This is a genomic window from Aeromonas sp. PS2Canimalfood6 (genome assembly GCF_048276795.1).
Taxonomy (GTDB): Bacteria; Pseudomonadota; Gammaproteobacteria; order Enterobacterales; family Aeromonadaceae; genus Aeromonas; species Aeromonas caviae.
Map to the genome: position 1 here is coordinate 29,254 of NZ_JBLUXC010000032.1, position 18,266 is coordinate 47,519.

The following is an 18,266-nucleotide window of genomic DNA, read 5'->3' on the forward strand; positions in this document are numbered from 1 at the left end:
CCGCGCCGTCACGGGAAGAGCCAGCTGCGGCTGGGGGTGATGATCTGGGGCAGCGGCACGTCCCACTCCTCCCGGGGCACGGCCTCCACCTGCTGACAGTCGTGGGCAAGGCCGAGCGGTCTTGGGCCCAGTCCGTGCTCGTGCCAGCAGGCCAGGGTGCGATCGTAGTAGCCGCCCCCCATGCCGAGCCGGTTGCCCGCCTCATCGAAGGCCACCAGGGGGGTGCAGATGAGATCCAGCATGCTGTGGGGTACCACCTGCAGCACATCGAGCTCAGGCTCGGCGATACCGAAGCGGTTGCGGGTCATGGGGCTGGTGGCGGTGTAGCGCAAAAAGAGCAGGTGGCCCGGGGTGAAGGGGTGCAGCACCGGCAGATAGACCTCCTTTTGCTGGGCCCAGAGCCAGTGAATGGCGGGCAGGGGATCGAGCTCGCCGTCGTTGGCCAGATAGAGGGCGATGCGTCTGGCCGCGAGGATCCCGGGGTCTTCCTGGAAACGGCTGACCAGTTGCTGGGCCGCCGCCTGCTGGTCTGCCTGGCTCAGGCGCCTTCTGCGCTCTCGGACAAGCTGGCGCAGGGAGTGGCGCATATCGGGGTGCTCGGGCTGAAGGTCAGGCATGGGGGCTCCTGTGGTGGTGCGAAAAGGCAGGCTTACCTTAACAAGGGCGCCGGGGGATGAAAAGCGCAGGGGCTTCCCTGTCTCGGCGGGATGACAGACGAGACAGGGCGCGGCCTGATGGCGGCGCCCGAGGGGGGAACGGCGAAGACTCAGGCGACTTGGCGGTTATCGGCGCCGGCGCGTACCTGGTGCTTGATAAAGACCGCAACGAGGGCGGCCAGCCCCAGGGCCATGGGGTAGAAGCTCATGCTCACGACCAGCAGCGGCGAGAGGGCAAATATGGAGCCCAGCAGCAGCGCCTGGGCACCCCAGGGGATGAGCCCCTGTACCACGCAGGAGAAGATGTCCAGCATGGAGGCGGCGCGGCGCGGGGTGACGCCGTGGTGATCCGCGAGATCCCGCGCCACCTTGCTCGCCACTATGATGGCCACGGTATTGTTGGCGGTGCAGAGGTTGGTGAGGCTCACCACCCCGGCGATGCCGAGCTCGGCCGCCTTCTCGTTCTGCTCGCCATCATGATGACGGGTGAAGCGGGCAATCAGGGCGGCGATTCGCTCGCTTATCCAGGCCAGCCCCCCCTGGCGCTCCATCAGGGCGCCGAGGCCGCCGATCAGCATGGAGAGCAGGAAGATCTCCTGCATGCTGGTGAAGCCCTGATAGATGTCCTTGCTGAACTGGCCGAGGGGATAGCCGCCCATCATCCCCACGCCACCGGCGGCGATGATGCCGAGCCCCAGCACCATGAAGACGTTCATGCCCGACAGCGCCAGCACCAGGATGAGCAGATAGGGGGCTACCTTGAGCAGGTCCGCCTCGGCGGCGGGCGCCGGTGCCGCGCCGGTGGAGCCCAGCAGCAGATAGAGCAGGATCACCAGCACGGCGGCGGGGGCGGCAATCTTGACGTTCTCGCGGAACTTGTCCTTCATCTCGCAGCCCTGGCTGCGGGTGGCGGCTATGGTGGTGTCGGAGATGATGGAGAGGTTGTCCCCGAACATGGCGCCGGAGAGGATGGTGCCCGCCATCAGCATCGGATCGATGCCGGCGGCCTGGGCGACGCCCAGCGCCACCGGTGCCACGGCGCCGATGGTGCCCATGGAGGTACCCATGGCGGTGGCAATGAAGGCAGAGATGAGGAAGAGCCCCGGCAGCAGGCACCAGCCCGGAATGAGGGAGAGGCCGAGGGCGACCGTGGCATCCACCCCGCCGGTGGCCTTGGCCACGGTGGCGAAGGCGCCCGCCAGCAAATAGATGAGGCACATGGCCATGATGTTGCTCTCGCCCACCCCCTTGAAGAAGGTCTCGAGGTTCTTGTTGAACCCCTCGCGTCCCATCAGCAGGGCCAGCATGACGGCAGGCAGGGCGGCAACGGGGGCGGGGAGCTGGTAGAAGGCGAACTCGACCCCCTGCAGGGTCAGCCAGGTACCGGTACCGATGAAGAGGGCAAGAAAGACCAGAAGGGGCAGCAGGGCTCTGGCACGGGGTTGGGTCTGGATCATGTGTTCCTCGAAACTTGAACAATGACCTCCTGTCGTTGCCTGTGGCGCCTCCAGGGCGGGCACAGGGCGGGCATCCTGCCACCATGGGGGGCCAACAGTAGTGAGTCGGCCCGCCCGGGTCAAGATAGCCGTCCAGATGGATAGGGCTTTTTGCTTCGTGATTCTGACTTGTCTGGTTATTCCGTTATTTATTCTGTTTTTAATGAATTTATCGTTTAAATGTCGGGGTGGTTTGGCGGGCCAGATCGGGCTTTTCAAAGGGGGCGCGGGCTGGTAAAACGGTCTCTTTCCATAATAAAGAGATGAGAGGGTGGAGATGGACAATCCGATCCGTGTGGCCGTGATGGGCTGTAATGGTCGTATGGGCAAGGTGCTGCTGGAGGCTATCGCCAACGCCGAGGGCGTGGTGGTGGGAGCGGCGCTGGAACGACCGGGCTCTGCCGTGATCGGTCTGGATGCGGGTGAACTCAACGGCCTGGGGCGCCTTGGCGTCATCATCAGCGACAGTCTGGAGAAGGTGAAGGACGAATTCGATCTCATCATCGACTTCACCCGCCCCGAGGTGACCCTGGCGAACCTCGCCTTTGCTCTGGCGCATGGCAAGCAGATGGTGATCGGCACCACCGGCTTTGACGAGGCGGGCAAGGCGGCCCTGCACGAGGCGGGCAAGCAGATCGGCATCGTCTTCGCCTCCAACTACTCGGTCGGGGTCAACCTGGTGTTCAAGCTGCTGGAGCAGGCGGCCAGGGTGATGGGGGAGTACACCGACATCGAGATCATCGAGGGGCACCACAGACACAAGGTGGATGCTCCGTCCGGCACTGCGCTCTCCATGGGAGAAGTGGTGGCGAAAACCCTGGGCCGGGATCTCAAAGAGTGCGCCGTCTATGGCCGTGAGGGGATCACCGGTGAACGGGATCGCAACACCATCGGCTTTGCCACCATCCGCGCCGGAGATCTGGTGGGGGAGCACACCGTCATGTTCGCCGACATCGGCGAGCGGGTCGAGATCAGCCACAAGGCTTCCAGCCGTCTGACCTTCGCCAACGGTGCAGTGCGGGCGGGCAAGTGGCTCGGCCAGCAAGGGGCCGGTCTCTATGACATGCAGGATGTGCTCGGTCTGAAATAAACCGTCTTCAGGGGGAGTGCAGACTCCCGTACAGGTTGCCAAACCCCGGTCCGCCGGGGTTTTTTTGTCACTTTTTTGTAGAAATAAGCCTTAATCATCACTTTTTGAGTGAACCTCGCTAAATCCTGCCATTCTTACAAGCCTGCCACCCTCTTGCGACAAAAATGTCATCAAGGGGTAACGGCTTTGGGTCTCAATATTCCCCTGCGGGGGGCATTTCGCCCTGATGTGAAACAGACTAAAAATGCATTACAAGAAAAACGTTTTCCATTCTTGGTGTTCACTTTTCTGGCTTAAAATGGTGTTTTTGCTGTTGTGTTGTTTGTTTTTTAATTTTCTATCTTGCTGTTTATTAAGTGGTAAATTTGGTTTTTTGTACGTTGCATGGCATCGGGTGCCGCTTTGTTGTCTGTGTTTGGCTTTTCTTTTTGAAGAGGGGGTTGCAAAGCGGGTTAGTGCATAGATAATGGGTAATGTTGCTTGTTTATTGAATTTAGATGCATTTCAAACGAGAAAAGACGTTGAAATGAGATCGTTTTTAAGTAGAATGCGCCCAATTTGCCAGAAATCTGCCGGGTTCGAGTCCTGTCAAAGACCGGAACCGAGCCCGCAACACCCAGGTAAATTGCTGAATTTAAAGCTAAATAACTGGAGGTTGTCTTGAATCACACTGCATTGCTAGTGCTGGAAGATGGAACTGTGTTCAAAGGCGTGTCGATAGGCGCCGAGGGATGTTCCGTTGGTGAAGTGGTTTTCAACACGTCGATGACGGGTTATCAGGAAATCCTCACAGATCCCTCCTATTCCCGTCAGATCGTTACCCTCACTTACCCCCATATAGGCAACACCGGCACCAACAGCGAAGATGAAGAGTCCAGTCAGGTCCATGCTCAGGGCCTCATCATCCGGGACCTTCCGATACTGGCCTCCAACTTCCGCAATCAGCAATCCCTCTCCGATTACCTCAAGTCCCACAACATCGTTGGCATCGCCGACATCGACACCCGCAAGCTGACCCGCATCCTGCGTGAAAAAGGCGCCCAGGCCGGTTGCATCCTGGCCGGCAAGCAGCTCGATGAAGTCCATGCCCTCGAACAGGCCCGCGCCTTCCCCGGTTTGAAGGGGATGGACCTGGCCAAGGAAGTGACCGTGAGCGAATCCTACAGCTGGACTGAAGGCAGCTGGCAGCTCGGCAAGGGCCACGTCACCCCGGCGGCCGATGAGTTGAAATACCACGTGGTGGCCTACGACTTCGGCGTGAAGCGCAACATTCTGCGCATGCTGGTGGACCGTGGCTGCCGCCTGACCGTGGTGCCGGCCAAGACCCCGGCCGCCGAGGTACTGGCGATGAACCCGGATGGCATCTTCCTCTCCAACGGTCCCGGCGACCCCGAGCCGTGCGACTACGCCATCGAAGCTATCAAGGCTTTCCTTGATACCAGCACCCCGGTGTTCGGTATCTGCCTGGGCCACCAGTTGCTGGGCCTGGCCTCCGGCGCCAAGACCATCAAGATGAAGTTCGGCCACCACGGTGCCAACCACCCGGTGAAGAGTCTGGACGACAACACCGTGATGATCACCGCCCAGAACCACGGCTTTGCGGTGGACGAGCAGACCCTGCCCGAGTGCCTGCGTGCCACCCACGTCTCCCTGTTCGATGGGTCGCTCCAGGGCATCCATCGCACCGACCGTCCGGCCTTCAGCTTCCAGGGTCACCCCGAAGCGAGCCCGGGCCCGCACGATTGTGCCGGTCTGTTCGACCACTTTATTGAATTGATCAAGCAGTATCGCGCCTAAGAGGATAAAGAGAGCCATGCCAAAACGTAACGACCTACAGAGCATCCTGATCCTCGGCGCCGGCCCCATCGTCATCGGTCAGGCCTGCGAATTCGACTACTCCGGCGCCCAGGCGTGCAAGGCCCTGAAAGAAGAGGGCTACCGCGTCATCCTGGTGAACTCCAACCCGGCCACCATCATGACCGACCCGGAGATGGCCGACGCCACCTACATCGAGCCCATCACCTGGGAAGTGGTGCGCGAGATCATCAAGAAAGAGCGCCCGGACGCCATCCTGCCCACCATGGGTGGTCAGACTGCGCTGAACTGCGCCCTGGCGCTGGAGCAGCATGGCGTGCTCAAGGAGTTCGGTGTCGAGATGATCGGCGCCACCGCCGACGCCATCGACAAGGCCGAGGATCGCTCCCGCTTTGACAAGGCCATGCGCAGCATCGGTCTCGAGTGCCCCCGTGCCGGCATCGCCCACAACATGGAAGAGGCCTGGGGCGTGCAGCAGATGGTCGGCTTCCCCTGCATCATCCGTCCCTCCTTTACCATGGGTGGCTCGGGCGGCGGCATCGCCTACAACACCGAAGAGTTCGTGGAGATCTGCGAGCGCGGTCTGGATCTCTCCCCGACCAAGGAGCTGCTCATCGACGAGTCGCTCATCGGCTGGAAAGAGTACGAGATGGAAGTGGTGCGGGATCGCAACGACAACTGCATCATCGTCTGCGCCATCGAAAACTTCGACCCCATGGGCATCCACACCGGTGACTCCATCACGGTCGCGCCAGCCCAGACGCTGACCGACAAGGAGTACCAGATCATGCGCAACGCCTCCATGGCGGTGCTGCGCGAGATCGGCGTCGAGACCGGCGGTTCCAACGTCCAGTTCGGCATCAACCCCAAAGACGGCCGCATGGTCATCATCGAGATGAACCCGCGGGTGTCGCGCTCCTCTGCGCTGGCCTCCAAGGCGACCGGCTTCCCCATCGCCAAGATCGCTGCCAAGCTCGCCATCGGTTACACCCTGGACGAGCTGATGAACGACATCACCGGCGGTCGCACCCCGGCCTCCTTCGAGCCGGCCATCGACTACGTGGTGACCAAGGTGCCGCGCTTCAACTTCGAGAAGTTCGCCGGCGCCAACGACCGTCTGACCACCCAGATGAAGTCCGTGGGTGAAGTGATGGCCATCGGCCGCAACTTCCAGGAGTCCCTGCACAAGGCCCTGCGTGGTCTCGAGACCGGCAAGACCGGCTTCGACCCCATGGTTGACCTGAACGCCCCCGACTCCCTGACCCGCATCCGTCACGAGCTGCAGGATGCCGGTGCCGAGCGCATCTTCTACATCGCCGACGCCTTCCGCGCCGGCCTCTCCATGGACGGCGTGTTCAAGCTGACCAAGATTGACCCCTGGTTCCTGGTGCAGATTGAAGAGCTGGTGAAACTGGAAGAGCAGGTGAAAGAGCGCGGCATGGCCGGTCTTGACGCCGACTTCCTGCGCGCCCTCAAGCGCAAAGGCTTTGCCGACGCGCGTCTGGCCAAAATCCTCGGCGTGGCCGAAGGGGAAGTGCGTAAATTGCGTGCCCGCCACAACATCTTCCCGGTCTACAAGCGGGTCGATACCTGCGCGGCCGAGTTCGCCACCAACACCGCCTACATGTACTCCAGCTACGACGAGGAGTGCGAGGCCAACCCCACCAACCGCGACAAGATCATGGTCATCGGTGGCGGCCCGAACCGTATCGGTCAGGGCATCGAGTTCGACTACTGCTGTGTGCATGCGGCCCTGGCCCTGCGTGAAGACGGTTACGAGACCATCATGGTCAACTGCAACCCGGAAACCGTCTCCACCGACTACGACACCTCGGATCGTCTCTACTTCGAGCCGGTGACCCTGGAAGACGTGCTGGAAATCGTGCGGGTCGAGCAGCCCAAGGGCGTCATCGTCCAGTACGGCGGCCAGACTCCGCTGAAACTGGCGCGAGCATTGGAAGCCAACGGTGTGCCGGTCATCGGGACCAGCCCGGATGCCATCGACCGCGCGGAAGATCGCGAGCGCTTCCAGTCCGCCGTCGAGCGCCTGGGGCTCAAGCAGCCGGAAAACGGCACCGTCACCGCCCTGGAGCAGGCCGTGCAACTGGCCACGCGCATCACCTACCCGCTGGTGGTTCGCCCCTCCTACGTGCTGGGTGGCCGCGCCATGGAAATCGTCTATGACGAGCAGGACCTGCGCCGCTACTTCGCCGAGGCAGTGAGCGTCTCCAACGAGTCGCCTGTGCTGCTGGACCGCTTCCTGGACGACGCCACCGAGGTGGACGTGGACGCCATCTGCGACGGCGTTGACGTGGTCATCGGCGGCATCATGGAGCACATCGAGCAGGCCGGTATCCACTCCGGTGACTCCGCCTGCTCCCTGCCGCCCTACACCCTGTCCAAGGCCATCCAGGACGAGATGCGTGAGCAGGTACGCAAACTGGCGCTGGAACTCGGCGTAGTCGGTCTGATGAACGTGCAGTTCGCGGTGAAAGACAACGAGATTTACCTCATCGAGGTGAACCCCCGTGCCGCCCGTACCGTGCCCTTCGTCTCCAAGGCCACCGGCGCTCCGCTGGCCAAGATTGCCGCCCGCGTCATGGCCGGTCAGAGCCTGAAAGAACAGGGCTTCACCACCGAGATCATCCCGCCCTACTACTCAGTGAAGGAAGTTGTACTGCCGTTCGCCAAGTTCCCGGGTGTGGACCCGCTGCTGGGGCCGGAAATGCGCTCCACCGGTGAAGTCATGGGGGTAGGCAGCAGCTTCGCCGAGGCCTATGCCAAGGCGCAGCTGGGTGCCGGTCACCAGGTACCGAGCGAAGGTCGCGCCCTCTTGTCCGTGCGCCACGGCGACAAGGAGCGGGTGGTGAACCTGGCCGCCAAGCTGCTGGAGCTGGGTTATGACCTCGACGCCACCCACGGCACCGCCGTGACCTTGGGCGAGGCGAGCATCAACCCGCGTCTGGTCAACAAGGTGCACGAGGGTCGTCCGCATATTCTGGATCGCATCAAGAATGGCGAGTACACCTACATCGTCAACACCGCCGAGGGTCGTCAGGCCATCCAGGACTCCAAGCAGCTGCGCCGCGGCGCCCTGCAGCACAAGGTGGCCTACACCACCACGCTGCACGCGGCCTTCGCCACCTGCATGGCCATCAGCGTGGATGCCACCGCCAACGTCAACTCGGTGCAGGAGCTGCACGAGAAGGTGAACAACCGCTAAGAGCACCGGCAGCACGCTGCCCGCTCGATGCACGCAAACCCCGCCAGCAATGGCGGGGTTTTTTATTGCCTGCGCCCTGCCACTTCCGGGGAAACGCCTTCAAGGAAGATGGGTGAGATGGCGAATAAATCATCATGGGTGGTGAGACTCACCCCGTTATTGGAGATTCACAGCATCCATATTGCTGAATTGGCATGGCTGGGTGCAATCTTCGCAATCTCTCGCCCCCACGACCTCCCTATACTGGGTGCTCATACAAACAAGGTCGTCTGCGCCGACACACCAAAAGGTGGCGTGCGAGAGGATCAGCGCCCGCAGCCCGATCCGGCTGCCGTGGCCGGCCCCGGTGACCGACGGGGGCCGCAGGAAAACCGGTCGCGGGGTTACCGCCGCGCGACTCGTCAGGGACGGTGTTACCGCACCAACCCGCTTCCCCTCCTTGCCCCACCCGCCTGTCGGCCCGGTCGTCCGGTGCCTCGCCCATCCGTCAAGGGAATCTGAATATGAGCTTCGATCATCGCAAATACCGCCGTGCCCCCGTGATCAACCTGGCGGATCGCCAGTGGCCCAACCGGGTACTGGAGCGGGCACCGCTCTGGTGCGCCGTGGACCTGCGCGATGGCAACCAGGCGCTGGTCGAACCCATGACGGTGGCCCAGAAGCTGCAAATGTGGGCGCTGATGACCCACATCGGTTTCAAGCACATCGAGGTGGGCTTCCCGGCGGCCTCCCAGCCCGACTTCGATTTTGTGCGCGAACTCATCGAGCGCAACCTCATTCCCGATGACGTCACCATCCAGGTGCTGGTGCAGGCGCGCGAAGATCTGATCGCCCGCACCTTCGAGGCGCTCAAGGGGGCGAAGCGGGCCATCGTTCACGTCTACAACTCGGTCAACCCGACCCAGCGCAACTATGTGTTCAACTCAGGCAAGGACGGGGTCAAGGCCATCGCCGTGCAGGGGGCGCGCTGGGTGCGGGAGTATGCGGCCCGCAATCCGGGCACCGAGTGGAGTTTCCAGTATTCTCCGGAGAGTTTCAGCAGTACCGAGGTGGAGTTCGCCGTCGAGGTGTGTGACGCCGTCATCGACGAGTGGCGTGCCGCTGCCCGTCCCATGATCCTGAACCTCCCCGCCACGGTGGAGGTGAGCACCCCCAACGTGTTTGCGGATCAGGTGGAGTGGTTCTGCCGACACCTCAAGGCGCGACCCGAGGTGAGCATCTCCATCCACACCCACAACGACAGAGGCTGCGGGGTGGCCGCCGCCGAGCTGGCGGTGCTGGCGGGGGCGGATCGCATCGAGGGCACCCTGCTCGGCAACGGGGAGCGTACCGGCAACATGGACATCGTCACCATGGCCATGAACCTCTACAGCCAGGGGATTGACCCCGAGCTGGACCTGTCCGACATGGATGCCATCGTCGCCACCGTGGGGGCCTGCACCCAGATTGCCCTGCACCCGCGCCACCCCTATGCCGGCGAGCTGGTCTACACGGCGTTTTCCGGCAGCCACCAGGACGCCATCCGCAAGTCTCTCGCGGCAGAAAAACCGGATCACTACTGGGACGTGGCTTACCTGCCCATCGATCCTGCCGATCTCGGTCGCAGCTACGAGGCGGTGATCCGCATCAACAGCCAGTCCGGCAAGGGAGGGGTGACCTATCTGCTGGAACGTGACCTCGGTCTGCAACTGCCGCGCTGGCTGCAAATCGACTTCAGCCGCCGGGTGCAGGCCGAGGCTGAGGCGAGCAGCAGCGAAATCAGCCCGGAGCAGATCCGCGCCCTGTTCGAGCAGCACTATCTCGAGCCTGCCCACGGCTATCGCATCGGGCGCTTCCAGCTCGGTCATGACAGTCAGGAGAGCCTGCGCCTGGAGTTGCAGACCCCCCACGGCACCCTGCAACTGTGCGGTGAAGGGGAGGGAGCCATCACCGCCCTGGTCAACGGCTGGCAGCGTCAGACCGGCATGCACATCGATGTGCTGGATTACTCCGAGCATGCGCTCACCGCCGGCACCGAATCCCGCGCCGCCGCCTATGTGCTGCTGAGCGTCGAGGGCACCCGGATGTGTGGCGTCGCCGTCGGTCGCGACGTGGTCAACGCCTCCCTGCAGGCGGTGATCAACGGCGCCGCCCAGCATCAGGCCCTGCGCCAGAGCGCCTGAGGCGGCACTGCCCGCTTGCCGTGAGGACGAGCAGGGAAGGGCCGCCCGCCCCGATGTCACGGCAGATCGCGCCGTCCCCGTTGCAACAATCCCCTGACCCATATGGTGAGGGGATTGTTTTTTATGGAAAAATCGGCCCACAATATCAGTGATTTGCCACCAGGAATGCCGTCGGGGTTCGCTGGCGATGGCAGCCAACGGCTGCCATTCGGGATAGAAGACATGCGCGCTTGGAGCCCAAAACATGATGAAGACTCCCCTCAGGTTATCCGTTCACCCCGCCCGGTTCTTCTCGCTTCCTCCCTGCCGTCGTCTCGCGCTGGTGAGCCTGCCCTGTCTGTTGCTGCTGACGGGGATCCTGGCCGGGGCCAGTTTTGATCCCCTGGCGGAGCACAACCTCTATACCGTCGGGGCTCTGGCCGAAGCGCTCAACGTGTTGACCCTGCTGTTCATGTTCTGGGTGGTGCAGTGTGCCCAGATCACCTTGAAAACCTATCTCTCCCTCACCGGCGGGCTGACCCTCTGGCTTGTCTCCGGCGTCATCGATCTGATGGATGAGGCCTATTTCCAGCCCTGGTGGCTCTCCACGGTGGAAGACAGCCTGCGCACGATCGGCATGCTGGCCTCGGCCTGGGGTGTGCTGCTGATGGTGCAACAGATGTATGGCACCCAGATGCGGCTCTCCTCTCTCGCCATGTCAGACGAGCTGACCGGGCTCTCCAATCGCCGGGCGTTTCGCGCCGTGCTGGAGGCGCACGGAGAGGAGGGGACGCCGCTCCTGCTGCTGGATCTCGATCACTTCAAGCTGATCAACGATCGCTATGGCCACGCCATCGGCGACAATGTACTGCGTGAATTCAGCACCCTGCTGCGCCAGCTCTGCCCATTGGATGGGGTGGTGGCACGCCTTGGGGGAGAGGAGTTTGCCATCTGGCTGCCCGGCATGACGGGCGACAAGGCCCGTACGCTGGCGGAGCAGATAAGGTGCGCGACCGAAGAGCTGGTCTCAGGTGACGGGGTAAGATTCACCGTGAGCCTTGCCCTGGGCATCAGCCAGAGCGGGGAGGGGGTGGATGCCCTGCTCCAGCGCACCGATCTCGCCCTCTATCAGGCCAAGCACCTGGGACGCAACCGGGTGGAGCTGGCGTGATGACGCCAGGGGATGCCGCAGCCAGCGGGCCAGCAGGTTCATCCGCCTTCATCTTGTCAGACTTGTTCCCTACAATGTCCGCCTCCATGCATTCGAGCCCTCTCATTCGCGATGAGGGGCAGGTCCCGCTCTTCAGGAAGCCTTCATGATCCCCTTTCACTCTTTGTTTGATGCCCATTGGCGCTGGTTGTCACTGCTTTCCCTTGCCCTGCTGTCGGGTTGTGCCAGCGAGCCTCCCGCCCCGACCAGCACGGCGACGCCGGCGGGGCGCCCCATTCCCAAGGCGATGCAGCCGCAAAAACCGGCCGATATGAAGAGCCGCATCGTGCGCTTCCTGCCGCGCAACGTGGTGGACAAGCCGGGCTGGGCCAATGACGTGGTGACGGCGCTCACCACCCAGCGGCTGACGGTGAGCGATCACAACGTCTGCAGCGTGCTGGCGGTGGCGGAGCAGGAGGCGACCTATCAGGCGGACCCCGTGGTGCCCAACCTCAACAAGATTGCCTGGAAGGAGATCAATGCCCGGGCCGGCAAGCTGCTCATCCCCGAGTTCATGGTGCGCACGGCCCTCTCCATCCAATCCCCCACCGGCAAGAGCTATGCCGAGCGTATCGACAAACTTCGCACCGAGCGGGAGATGAGCGAGATCTTCGAAGACATGATAGGCAGCGTCCCCATGGGCAAGCAGCTCTTTGGCAACCTCAACCCGGTGCGCACCGGCGGCCCCATGCAGGTGAGCGTCGCCTTTGCCGAAGCCAACGCCCGTGGCTACCCCTATCCCGTGAAGGAGTCCATTCGCCACGAGGTGTTCACTCGTCGGGGCGGCATCTGGTTTGGCACCAAACACATCTTCGGCTATCCCGCCGACTACCCGGATACCCTCTATCGCTTCGCCGACTTCAATGCGGGCTGGTACGCGAGCCGCAATGCGGCCTTCCAGGCGGCGGTAAGCCGGGTGAGTGGCAAGCCCCTGGCCCTGGACGGGGATCTCATCCGCTACGACTCGGATCTGCCCGGCAAGACCGAGCTCGCTGTGCACAGCATCGCCAGCCGCGTCAACATGAGCAAGCAGGCCATTCACCAGAGCCTGAAGCTCGGGGACACCAGCGACTTTGCCAAAAGCGATCTCTACCACAGGGTCTTTGCCCTGGCCGACAAACAGGCCGGGACACGGCAACCCCGCGCCATCTTGCCCGGTATCCAGCTAAAGAGCCCTAAGATCACCCGCAACCTCACCACCGCCTGGTTTGCCAAGCGGGTGGATGAGCGCGAGCAGCGCTGCGTGCAGAAGATAGCAATGATCCGCTGATTTGCAGAAGTAACAAAGGCGGCCAATTGGCCGCCTTTGTTTTATGCCTCCGTCGTTCAGCCTTCCCATCTACTTCATCAGCGCTCTGGTCCCCCTGCATGTAGGGAATTCACGGCATCCCCAGAACGGTTTTCCCTTGTTGTCACCTCGACCGGCAGTGCGCAGCACCATGGGGTTGCCACACCTGGGGCACATGGGGCTCTGGAGGTTCGCCGGATAAATGGCCGTTGGCGGTGCAGGGTGGTGAGCGCTCGGCACGCTGGCTGGCACAGGCTTGGTGGGGGCTTCCCCGTGGCGGGCCTTGAGCTGTGCCACATGCTGTCTGTGAGTCTGCCAGTTGGCGGCAAGTCGCCCTTGTTGAATGGTGTCGACAACGTGAGCGACCTCGCTCTCGGCCAATACCGGCGTGGTTATACCCTTGACGTAGCGAATGAGCCCACGGTTCATAACGTTCTGCGGCATAGGGGTCTTGAAGGTGCAGTCGCCGATAAAGAAGATGATGGAGTGAAGCTGGTTGTCTGAGAGCCCCAGCAGGGATTTGAGGGTCATCATGTGCAGGTGGTTCTGATGCAGCGGGTTCTGGAAGCTGTGCTTGCGGCGATAGATCTGCTGGGTCCAGCTTTTCTGGGTCGGGTTGCCGAATATCCAGCCCTTCATGTTCTTGGTCTCAATCACGAATAGCCCGAAGCGGGAGACGATCACGTGATCGATCTGGGTGCTGCCCTGGGGGGTGGGCAGGGTCACGTCCTTGAGCAGGCGATATTCCCGCTTGTCGAGAAATAGCCGAATACAGAGATTGATAAACCACTCCCCGACCATCCCTTTGAACCAGGCCGTTTTGAGCAGGGTGGCAATCAACAGCAGTGGCAGAGAAACCAGAGCTGAGTCAGCAGCGGCGCTATGGCAGCAGTGATATCCATGTGATTTAGCCTTCACAGATCCCGGTCAGGGATGGGTCTCGATGGGGATGATGCTGCGACACTTGGGGTATTCGGGGCAGCCCCAGAAGCTGTTACCCTTGGTATCTCCCCGTTTGCTGGTCCTCAGTACCATGGTTGTGCCGCATTTTGGACAAACCGGTGCTGTACCTGCATGGGCGGCCACGTTGTCCTGCGGGTCACTGTCGCTTGCGACGCGCTCCAACGTGATGCGCACCTCCTCGCTCACCCGAATAATGCGCTGAGCTTCATCGTAGGCATCGCGGTACAGCTCACTGTCATCCGCCCGCCGGATCAACACCCCCATCTCGTTGTTGTTCACCTGGCTGAATTCGTAGAGGTTCAGGCTGGTGACAATGCACATCTCCTCATTGAGGTAGCACTTGGCATGGAGATTTTTGCAAAAGCTGGTGCGGATATAGGTGAGCTCCTTGAGCCAGCTGATCTCTTCCGGTTGGAGTTCGCTCTTGCCATAGACGATCCGCACATCGATCTTGAGCCGGTTCTTGTCGGTCAGCAGCTCCTTGATCCTGTCATTGAGTTTGAGAAAGGGGCTGATCAGGATTAACCGCTCCTTGGCATCCTTTATCAGCTCTTCGAGGAAATAGTTGGTTGCGCTGGTATTCAGAAATTTGGCCATAACAAGCTCCCTGTCCCTGGAAATGTCATGTGTTCTCTGCTCAACAGTAGGTAGTCAGCCTGACCACAATCCCCGGCGTGGTTCTGCTTCACGTCTTCACCCACCGTCCGTATCCCCATGCTAGGAGATACAGGTGGGACCTCATAGCGGCAATGGAGTCAAATGTGCGTTCAGTCAGAGATTTGGTGACGGGGACGGTTCATGTCGCCTTGCTGCGCTAGAAACTCATCGCCAGTCCGATGGAGTAGCCGCTGGTGTTGTGGCTGAACATATAGCGGGCCACCAGCCGGGTGCGGGTGATGAAGATGTCGTACTTGCTGCTGTCGAGTTCGAGGCCAAGTCCCAGGGAGTTGAGGCTGTTGAAACCGAGCAGCCCCCGTTGCTGCCCCAGGTATTCGGTTCTGGCCCCTTCCAGCACGTAGCGAAGGGGCCTGTCCAGCAGGGTCCAGTCCCAGAGGGGAGCGCGGCGGCGCAGGTAAAGCCCGAGGTTTTCCGCATCGGCCTGACCGGTGACGCTCTCGGCGGTGCCGGTGAAGCTTTGCAGATGCTGGTAGGAGTAGCGCAGCTCGGCATCGATGTCCTGGGCGGCGGAGAAGAGTTCATAGTCCAGCATCAATGAGCCGCCGAGGCCATAGACATTGAGGTTGCCGCCATCGAGGAAGTCGAGGCTTCTGCCTGTCCTGTATTCGATCAGGGCGGCGCCGATACGCAGATCGCTGGCCACCGTGCCCAGGGTGAAGTTGGCGATGGGGCGCAGCACCAGGTTGCCGCCAAAGCGGTCACGGTGCAGGCTGAAGTCCCAGCCGATGCCGCCGGTGGCGCTCAGGCTGTTCCATTTGGTGGGGATGGTGCGGGTCTCGTTGCCATCGGTGAACACGAACTGGGGATCGTAGCGGCTGTAGCCCAGGGTGCCCTCCAGATAGAGGGGAACATCCTCGCTCAGGGTGGCGCCACCCCCGAGCTGGGTGATGGTGAGGGCAGAGGTGTCGTTGGTGCCGCTGCCGATATCTAGGTTGCTGGCGGTGATATCCGGCACCACAGCGTAGCTCATGAGGGAGACGACGGCGTTGGCGCGCTGTTGAACCAGGCTCTCGTCGCTGGCACGGGCCTTTGTCACAAGACCGGCAGAGACGCCGGCAATAACCGCCAGCAAGGAAAGTGTGTGAGAAGAGAGCTGTCTTGCCATACCTGGCTCCATGAGTACCCCGTCCATCGGGGCATGTTCACACTGTAACGGGTTTCATCTGGCTTGGCAGCCTGGCAAGGGCTGGCCCGTCCTGTTTTGGGCGTGCGCATTGGGCCGCGAGAAGGGTGAACCGCTGGGCAGAAATCACAGACATTAATTTATTGTTCAGTTCCCCGGGTGTATAAGAGGCCTCCCATACGAACATTGGGGTGGTAGCAGGGATGGATTACCAGACGGGGCCTTCGGGTCATCATGACGAATGCGCATTACGTTGATGGGAGTCACACCAGATGCAGGACATGCTGCTTGCCATATGGCATCAGGATTTTGATCAGCTTATACAAATGCAGGCAATCGGTCTGCTCGTCACCTGTCTGGTGGTGATCCTCTTCCTTGAATCGAGCTTCGTCTTTCTGCCCCTGCCCGGTGACAGCCTGGTGCTGCTGGCGGGCGGTCTGGTGGGCATGGGGGTGCTGGGGCCCGAGGTGACCTTGCTCTATCTGCCGCTCGCGGCCGGGATAGGGAGCGTGCTCGCCTACTGGCAGGGGCAGGCACTGCATGGCACCCGTTTCATGGGCCATGTGGAGCGAATGATCCCGGAAGGGAGCCTGCCCAGGGCCTCCCGACTGCTGGATCGTTACGGCTTCTGGGCCATGTTCGTGTCCCGTTTCATCCCCTTTGTGAGAGTGTTGACCCCCATGTTGATGGGAGTCTCCCGCCTGCACCTGCTGCGGGTGGCCGTGGCGAGTTTTGCCAGCGCCTTCCTCTGGTCCTTGGTACTGAGCATGGTGGGCAAGATGGTGATGGCGACCCCGGTCTTTGCCCATCATCAGGAGCTGCTGACCAAGTGCCTGCTCGTCACCTCTTTCGGGCTGTTCGTCATCGCGGTGGCGGCCATCGGCATGCGGCTGCTCAAGCGTCCGAGCAAGCGGGTGCGCTGATCTCACTGCCCGGGCTGCGCCTGCTGCCGCGTCTGGAGAGCGCAGCCCCCGGAAAAATACAGGCCATTTGAGGCGGCATTCCTGTCGCCTATCTGTTACACTTCGCGCCCGCCATTTTCCGGCTCATCTTCTGATCTGATGTCAGACCCAGCCGTCCTTGGCTCCACGCCTCGCCGATGCCAGGCCACACGCCGGCCCAGGCCACCCACGCCAACTACAGCTCCGCTGGAACACAGGAACCCAACATGAGATTTGAATCGTTCGATTTTGCCCCCGAGATTTTGCGCGCCATCTCAGATTGCGGTTATCAGGAGATGACCCCTGTGCAGAGCCAGGCCATCCCGGCCATTCGCCGTGGCCGCGATGTGCTGGCCAGTGCCCAGACCGGTACCGGCAAGACAGCCGCCTTTGCGTTGCCCATCCTGCAACGTCTGGTAGACAACCCGGCGCCGGTGCAACCTTCCAATGCCCGCGTGCTGATCCTGACCCCGACCCGCGAGCTGGCAGCCCAGGTGGCGAGCAACATCAACGATTTTGCCAAGTATCTTGATATCACTACCCTCACCATCGTGGGTGGCGGCAAACAGGATGTGCAGGCCAAGAAGCTCAAAGCGGGCGCACACATCATAGTGGCCACCCCTGGCCGTCTGCTCGAGCACCTCACCGCCTGCAACCTGAGCCTCTCCGGGGTCGAGACCCTGGTGCTGGACGAGGCGGATCGCATCCTCGACATGGGCTTCAGCGCCGACGTGCAGCAGATCCTGCAGGCGGTCAACAAGGCCCGCCAGAACCTGCTCTTCTCCGCCACCTTCTCCGAGTCGGTGAAAAAGCTCGCGAACCTGATGCTGGACAAGCCCCAGGTGGTGAGCGTCAACAAGCAGAACTCCACCGCCGACACCGTCAGCCACACCGTCTATCCGGTGGAGCAGAAGCGCAAGCACGAGCTGCTCTCCGAGCTCATCGGCAAGCAGAACTGGCAGCAGGTGCTGGTGTTTGCCAGCACCCGCGAGAGCTGCGACGAGCTGGTGGAGGAGCTGAACCTCGACGGCATCAAGTCTGCCGTGGTGCACGGTGACAAGGCACAGGGCAGCCGTCGCCGTGCCCTGCGCGAATTCACCGAAGGCAAGCTGCGGGTGCTGGTGGCCACCGAGGTAGCCGCCCGGGGCCTGGACATCCCGAGCCTGGAATACGTGGTCAACTACGATCTGCCGTTCCTGGCGGAAGACTATGTGCACCGCATCGGCCGTACCGGCCGCGCCGGCAAGAGCGGCATGGCCATCTCCTTCGTCAGCCGCGAGGAGGAGCGCACCCTGCTGGAGATCGAGGCGCTCATCGGCCAGAAGATCCGCCGCATCATGGTGCCGGGTTACGAGGTGAGCAGTCGCGACGACCTCATCAAGCAGTTGCAGGAGCGCCGCCGCTTCGGCAAGCGCCCGCAGCGGGAAGACAACGCCGCCGCCCAGGCCATGGCCGAGGCGAAGCTGCAGGGCCAGCGCCTCAAGCGCCTGGCGGCGGCCAAGAAGCCCCGTCAGCCGAAATAAGGTTCATCGCGGCTTTCCGGGGAAGGCCGCCTTGATTTTCAGAAAAAAGTATTCTGAGTCCCTAAATCCATATGCCATACGCTTTATCACTTTGATCTTGTTGTTCACCCCTTCCAGCA

13 protein-coding genes and 1 pseudogene are annotated in these 18,266 nt (G+C 61.9%); 8 read left to right on the top strand and 6 right to left on the bottom strand.

The features are described from left to right. Positions 1-8 precede the first annotated feature (8 nt). Both ACNPAA_RS13565 and ACNPAA_RS13570 read right to left on the bottom strand, forming a co-directional pair. On the bottom strand, positions 9-617 hold the full coding sequence (locus ACNPAA_RS13565; protein WP_042078151.1) for a 5-formyltetrahydrofolate cyclo-ligase: 609 nt from the start codon (positions 615-617) through the stop codon (positions 9-11). A gap of 149 nt (positions 618-766) precedes the next feature. Continuing rightward, on the bottom strand, positions 767-2,113 hold the full coding sequence (locus tag ACNPAA_RS13570) for a Na+/H+ antiporter NhaC family protein (RefSeq protein ID WP_323937804.1): 1,347 nt from the start codon (positions 2,111-2,113) through the stop codon (positions 767-769). A gap of 316 nt (positions 2,114-2,429) precedes the next feature. Between ACNPAA_RS13570 and dapB the strand changes: the two genes are divergently transcribed. From dapB to ACNPAA_RS13600, 6 genes are all read left to right on the top strand, one after another. Continuing rightward, positions 2,430-3,242 carry a 4-hydroxy-tetrahydrodipicolinate reductase gene (gene dapB / locus ACNPAA_RS13575; RefSeq protein ID WP_010675190.1) on the top strand — a complete coding sequence of 271 codons (813 nt, stop codon included), beginning with the start codon at positions 2,430-2,432 and terminating at the stop codon, positions 3,240-3,242. Positions 3,243-3,902: 660 nt separating this feature from the next. After that, positions 3,903-5,039 carry a glutamine-hydrolyzing carbamoyl-phosphate synthase small subunit gene (gene carA / locus ACNPAA_RS13580; RefSeq protein ID WP_161469756.1) on the top strand — a complete coding sequence of 379 codons (1,137 nt, stop codon included), beginning with the start codon at positions 3,903-3,905 and terminating at the stop codon, positions 5,037-5,039. Positions 5,040-5,055: 16 nt separating this feature from the next. Then, positions 5,056-8,280: a carbamoyl-phosphate synthase large subunit gene (gene carB / locus ACNPAA_RS13585; protein WP_202044472.1), complete on the top strand. Its 3,225-nt coding sequence runs from the start codon at positions 5,056-5,058 to the stop codon at positions 8,278-8,280. A gap of 503 nt (positions 8,281-8,783) precedes the next feature. Next, positions 8,784-10,442, top strand: a complete 1,659-nt coding sequence (leuA, locus tag ACNPAA_RS13590; protein WP_171865004.1) for a 2-isopropylmalate synthase — start codon at positions 8,784-8,786, stop codon at positions 10,440-10,442. 244 nt (positions 10,443-10,686) lie between these two features. Beyond that, a complete protein-coding gene (locus ACNPAA_RS13595) occupies positions 10,687-11,592 on the top strand; it encodes a GGDEF domain-containing protein (RefSeq protein WP_319896472.1) in 906 nt (301 codons plus the stop codon). Positions 11,593-11,737: 145 nt separating this feature from the next. Beyond that, complete coding sequence (locus ACNPAA_RS13600) at positions 11,738-12,901, top strand: DUF1615 domain-containing protein (protein ID WP_417891819.1); 1,164 nt, start codon at positions 11,738-11,740, stop codon at positions 12,899-12,901. Between the two features lie 69 nt (positions 12,902-12,970). On the opposite strand, the pseudogene ACNPAA_RS13605 reads toward ACNPAA_RS13600, so the two are convergent. The 3 genes and pseudogenes from ACNPAA_RS13605 to ACNPAA_RS13615 all read right to left on the bottom strand — a co-directional run bounded on the left by ACNPAA_RS13605 (position 12,971) and on the right by ACNPAA_RS13615 (position 15,665). Next, positions 12,971-13,821 (bottom strand): annotated as a pseudogene (locus tag ACNPAA_RS13605) (NERD domain-containing protein). 25 nt (positions 13,822-13,846) lie between these two features. Further along, on the bottom strand, positions 13,847-14,479 hold the full coding sequence (locus ACNPAA_RS13610) for a topoisomerase DNA-binding C4 zinc finger domain-containing protein (RefSeq protein ID WP_052816477.1): 633 nt from the start codon (positions 14,477-14,479) through the stop codon (positions 13,847-13,849). Positions 14,480-14,696: 217 nt separating this feature from the next. Continuing rightward, positions 14,697-15,665, bottom strand: coding sequence for an autotransporter domain-containing protein (locus tag ACNPAA_RS13615; protein WP_323582349.1), 969 nt, complete (start codon positions 15,663-15,665; stop codon positions 14,697-14,699). A gap of 290 nt (positions 15,666-15,955) precedes the next feature. Between ACNPAA_RS13615 and ACNPAA_RS13620 the strand changes: the two genes are divergently transcribed. Beyond that, a complete protein-coding gene (locus ACNPAA_RS13620; protein WP_010675180.1) occupies positions 15,956-16,606 on the top strand; it encodes a DedA family protein in 651 nt (216 codons plus the stop codon). Positions 16,607-16,851: 245 nt separating this feature from the next. Further along, on the top strand, positions 16,852-18,147 hold the full coding sequence (locus ACNPAA_RS13625) for a DEAD/DEAH box helicase (protein ID WP_417891820.1): 1,296 nt from the start codon (positions 16,852-16,854) through the stop codon (positions 18,145-18,147). Between the two features lie 3 nt (positions 18,148-18,150). On the opposite strand, the gene ACNPAA_RS13630 is transcribed toward ACNPAA_RS13625, so the two are convergent. Beyond that, on the bottom strand, positions 18,151-18,266 hold a 116-nt coding region (locus tag ACNPAA_RS13630), incomplete at its 5' end, for a transposase (protein WP_160837970.1).

Coding starts and splice junctions, on each gene's coding strand:
- ACNPAA_RS13625 (WP_417891820.1), top strand. CDS start 16,852: ATGAGATTTGAATCGTTCGATTTTGCCCCCGAGATTTTGCGCGCCATC.
- ACNPAA_RS13565 (WP_042078151.1), bottom strand. CDS start 617: ATGCCTGACCTTCAGCCCGAGCACCCCGATATGCGCCACTCCCTGCGC.
- ACNPAA_RS13570 (WP_323937804.1), bottom strand. CDS start 2,113: ATGATCCAGACCCAACCCCGTGCCAGAGCCCTGCTGCCCCTTCTGGTC.
- leuA (WP_171865004.1), top strand. CDS start 8,784: ATGAGCTTCGATCATCGCAAATACCGCCGTGCCCCCGTGATCAACCTG.
- ACNPAA_RS13610 (WP_052816477.1), bottom strand. CDS start 14,479: ATGGCCAAATTTCTGAATACCAGCGCAACCAACTATTTCCTCGAAGAG.
- carB (WP_202044472.1), top strand. CDS start 5,056: ATGCCAAAACGTAACGACCTACAGAGCATCCTGATCCTCGGCGCCGGC.
- ACNPAA_RS13600 (WP_417891819.1), top strand. CDS start 11,738: ATGATCCCCTTTCACTCTTTGTTTGATGCCCATTGGCGCTGGTTGTCA.
- ACNPAA_RS13620 (WP_010675180.1), top strand. CDS start 15,956: ATGCAGGACATGCTGCTTGCCATATGGCATCAGGATTTTGATCAGCTT.
- dapB (WP_010675190.1), top strand. CDS start 2,430: ATGGACAATCCGATCCGTGTGGCCGTGATGGGCTGTAATGGTCGTATG.
- ACNPAA_RS13615 (WP_323582349.1), bottom strand. CDS start 15,665: ATGGCAAGACAGCTCTCTTCTCACACACTTTCCTTGCTGGCGGTTATT.
- ACNPAA_RS13595 (WP_319896472.1), top strand. CDS start 10,687: ATGATGAAGACTCCCCTCAGGTTATCCGTTCACCCCGCCCGGTTCTTC.